Source organism: Enterobacter cloacae complex sp. OE43NF, from assembly GCF_023544405.1.
GTDB lineage: Bacteria > Pseudomonadota > Gammaproteobacteria > Enterobacterales > Enterobacteriaceae > Enterobacter > Enterobacter cloacae.
The window spans coordinates 1-2,963 of the sequence record NZ_JAMJFW010000108.1 but is presented as its reverse complement, the minus strand read 5'-3'; the positions used below and the strand labels follow the sequence as shown (position 1 = coordinate 2,963).

The 2,963-nt window shown below is 53.7% G+C and carries 4 protein-coding genes; 3 read left to right on the top strand and 1 reads right to left on the bottom strand.

Annotation, left to right across the window (positions count from 1 at the left end):
- Nucleotides 1-75: 75 nt before the first annotated feature.
- A complete protein-coding gene (locus M8370_RS23050; protein WP_024008465.1) occupies nucleotides 76-363 on the top strand; it encodes a hypothetical protein in 288 nt (95 codons plus the stop codon).
- Nucleotides 360-812, top strand: a complete 453-nt coding sequence (locus M8370_RS23045; protein ID WP_024008464.1) for a hypothetical protein — start codon at nucleotides 360-362, stop codon at nucleotides 810-812. Before M8370_RS23050 ends, M8370_RS23045 begins: the two co-directional genes overlap by 4 nt.
- A 796-nt stretch (nucleotides 813-1,608) precedes the next feature.
- Here the strand turns inward: M8370_RS23045 and M8370_RS23040 are convergent.
- A complete protein-coding gene (locus tag M8370_RS23040; RefSeq protein ID WP_059446501.1) occupies nucleotides 1,609-2,127 on the bottom strand; it encodes a ribbon-helix-helix protein, CopG family in 519 nt (172 codons plus the stop codon).
- A 551-nt stretch (nucleotides 2,128-2,678) separates the two neighbouring features.
- Between M8370_RS23040 and M8370_RS23035 the strand changes: the two genes are divergently transcribed.
- Nucleotides 2,679-2,963: hypothetical protein (locus tag M8370_RS23035; RefSeq protein ID WP_250021837.1), on the top strand; the 285-nt coding region annotated here is incomplete at its 3' end.

Here is a 2,963-nt window from a genome sequence, read left to right as displayed (position 1 = left end):
CATATTTGAATATTCACACGCCGCTCTCCGTATTGGAGAAGCGGCTTTTTTATTTATGCCAGGAGTATCAAAACCATGACAGATCAGGACTTCGAAACGATGCTATTTAACGAGTCAAGCCAGACTGCGACGCTGTTTGTGGCCCGCGCCGTAACTGACCTCGACGCAATGCTGGGAGAAGGTTACGCCGTCGCTAATCCTGCCGTTCTGGCACAATGGATCGCGGTAGCCGGTTCTCAAATGGTTACGCTCCAGCAGCTGCATGGCGCTAACGGTCTGGCAACTCAGATCGAACGTCTGGCGGGTATGGCTGACGCTATCGAGGCCAGCGCCGCAGCGGCTCACACGGGGCGTATGCAATGAATTACAGCGTAATACACTCAGAGAGTACCGCCTCCGTTGTCGCCCTCATCGAGAAAGAAATGGCGGAGTGGCAGCTGGCTGATTATGCCATTACGCTGCTGCCTAACTTCTATCCGGGTGCTCGCCAGACGCTGCCGGGCGGGGCCTCTGTGGTTATCGACCGCGCAGGCTTTACCAAAAGCCCATGGGGAGGGACGCCGCAGTTTGCAGCAGATGCACGCAAAGCAATGACGGTGAAGGATGCCAAAGCGCGTGCCCGCGTCATCCGTAGCGTATGCGATGCCGAGCGGGAGGCGCTCGCTACGGCGCTGATGCTGGAGCTATTCGGTATTTCTGACCTCGATCCCCTTCTGGCCCGTCTGCCAAAAATTGATGAGCTCACGCTGCTGACCGTTGGCGATGCAGATAAAAAGGCTATCTCTGAGGCGTTCAGCGTCTGGCTGAGATAACTGCTATTCGTGTATTTGGCACAAACTGCGGCACCGCCGCCCATACCGATAGACTTCAAAAAAGAGTAAATATCTCCGCAAAGCCGCTCCCCGTCACGTCTGGCGCGGATAATGACGGTTGCATGTCCCGTAACAATAGTCTACTATTGTTGTACTGCAAGAGCATTCGCAGAGGGTATCAACCAGTAATTGGCCCTTTGCGCTGGGCAGTCAGGAGGCTGGTCTCCTGTCGGTAGCTCAACCTGAGTAATCAGGTTGGTATCTGAACCCACGAGCTAAAGATTGGCTGCGGCTACCAAGCATTACGAAGGGCGCTTATTGCGCCCTTCTGCTTTTTATAACTTATAACCTGCCTAACAACGTGCCTTGCGTCCTGTGAGTCTCATACGCGGTTACTACGCTGTAAATCCATCCGCTCTGAGCCCAGTCAGCCTCTTTTGGCTCCAGTATGACGATCCCAAGCGCTGAGCGTAAAACCTTCGGCCTGTGCTTCCCACCCGGATGGTTGAACTCACAATACACTCCAGCACCTGGCTGAATAACGTCACACACGAAACGCGCCACATCATTCACGGTATGATAACCGAGCCGCACCAGTTCCTTTTCATGCTCTGCCCATATATGACGCACGCCAAAGCCGCTATTAGGGCCTCTATGATTCCCCACGCGCAGAAATATATCCCCGGCAGGTATTACATCCCCTCTTGAAACAAACTCCGGTAAAGAGCCAAAACATGGGAGCCCTGCTGGGTGGGCTATATGGCTGTTAGGTGAGCCATTAATGCCGTAGTTATTCTTAGCCATTGAGCAGTCCACTATCCCGCAGCTTATGCCGATAGTCCCGCAGGCGGCTGCGTGTCCACTCCTGCCCGGTCGCACTGGTGAAGCCCAGCGCATTGAGCGCGTTCGTAATGTCAGCCAACCCGGCCCCCTCAGCACTCATGCGCACTATCATAGCATCGGCCTCAGGGTCTACAGCATGAAAACGAGGATCGGCGGCTCGCGCTGTATTACGCTGTATTTCATTGCCTGACGCCGTGTTACGCGGTGTTGCTTCAATGTGTTGCACTGTCTGACGGTGTGGTGCTGCTGTCTTACGTTGTGGGGCATTCCCGGCGATAACTTCCAGCAATTCGATCACCTTGTCGAGCTTGTCAGACGCAGCCGGAGCAGTAGCGACGCCGAGGTACTCCCGGAGCGCAGCCAGCGCTATATCTGTACGGGTGAGGTGTTCGGCACTGGCTCGCTCATCAAGCAGCTGCATGAGATCTGCCGGGAGCCTGAGGCTCAGGGCAGCTGTTTTGTTCTCTTTCATGGCGTCCCCCTTTGTGCTTCAGTGCATTATTACGTCATACACGACGTAATGCAACGTGACACATTAGCGGTAAGGGCCGAGCCGTTGGCTCGACATAAAGACAGTCCACAACGAGGCCGCAAAGTGTGGATAAAATCACATTATCATCAATAGCTTATCCACAACGGCATAAACGCCGTAATGGCTTTGGATCTGTATGCAAAAGATGAGAGTGCCGGAGGATCAATTACGTTGATCGTTTGGCCCTTCGACGCTATTCTGTGGGGGCATTTGATTTGGGCGGTTTTGGAACGGCAACCCAGATTACAGGCGAAAAAAAACCAGCCGGGCAGCTGGTTTTTAATCGCCTCAGGCAGCGTCAACTGTCTGGTGCATTCCGGTCGATGTCTTGGGAACGTCTCCGGGGAATACTGAGATAACTATACCTGACGGGCATTTGTTACTCAACACTGATTGTAGCGTCAATTTTGACGCCATTCAAGCCGTATTCCCTCGCAAGATGCCCCGCCGTATCGGCCTTAACGCAAAAAATTCGCAGTTAAGGACATAAGATGAATACGCAAGATAATGTAATGCCAATCGAGGAAGCCAAGGCGCTGAAAGAAGCGAGCGACGCTATCGGTAAAGTGATTGCCGACCTCGAAAAAAACGATTCAGGGCTGGATAAGGGCCGCATCCGTAACTCCACGCGCAACCTCGCCCGCATTATTGAAAATGCCCGCCTGTTACTGGGCTTTTCCGCACATTATGACGAGTTCCTGCTAGAAACCGTCCTGCTGAGCGATAAGGGCCGCAGACCGCTGGATGCCGACGCCGTGACTGATGTCATGCGTATG